Here is a 469-nt window from a genome sequence, read left to right on the forward strand (position 1 = left end):
TTTACCACGGTGTGGTTCATGACTGGGGTGAAGTCGTAACAAGGTAGCCGTAGGGGAACCTGCGGCTGGATCACCTCCTTAATTAATGGCACTAAAGTAATTTAAAGTGCCCACACAGTTTGTTTTCAAGAAGAAGAATCCTACCATCCGAAAGGGTGAAAAGATGCTCGAACACGCCAAGCTGCAAGCGCGAAGCGCGAGCAGTAAAAGAGTGAACGAAGCATTTTTACAAGAGGTTTTGTTTTAATCGAGGCGCAGGCCCGAACGAGCGAAGGAACATACATCAGTATGTGACTGAGCAAGAGAGCGCATGCAACGAAGAGTAAAACAAAAGATCGATGTAAAAAAATGGGGTCGTAGCTCAGCTGGGAGAGCACCTGCCTTGCACGCAGGGGGTCAGGAGTTCGATCCTCCTCGGCTCCACCAAATTAGAGGGTTTTTCATTCGGTTTATTCAGATTAAAGTACTT

At 47.1% G+C, this 469-nt stretch carries 1 tRNA gene and 1 rRNA gene; both read left to right on the top strand.

Annotated elements, in window-relative coordinates:
• A 16S ribosomal RNA gene (locus tag ACWTE2_RS00030) occupies positions 1-81 on the top strand; the annotation flags it as partial.
• 269 nt (positions 82-350) lie between these two features.
• Positions 351-426: transfer RNA gene (locus tag ACWTE2_RS00035), tRNA-Ala, on the top strand.
• The last annotated feature ends 43 nt before the right edge of the window (positions 427-469 follow it).

This window comes from Legionella nigrisilvae (assembly GCF_977063395.2).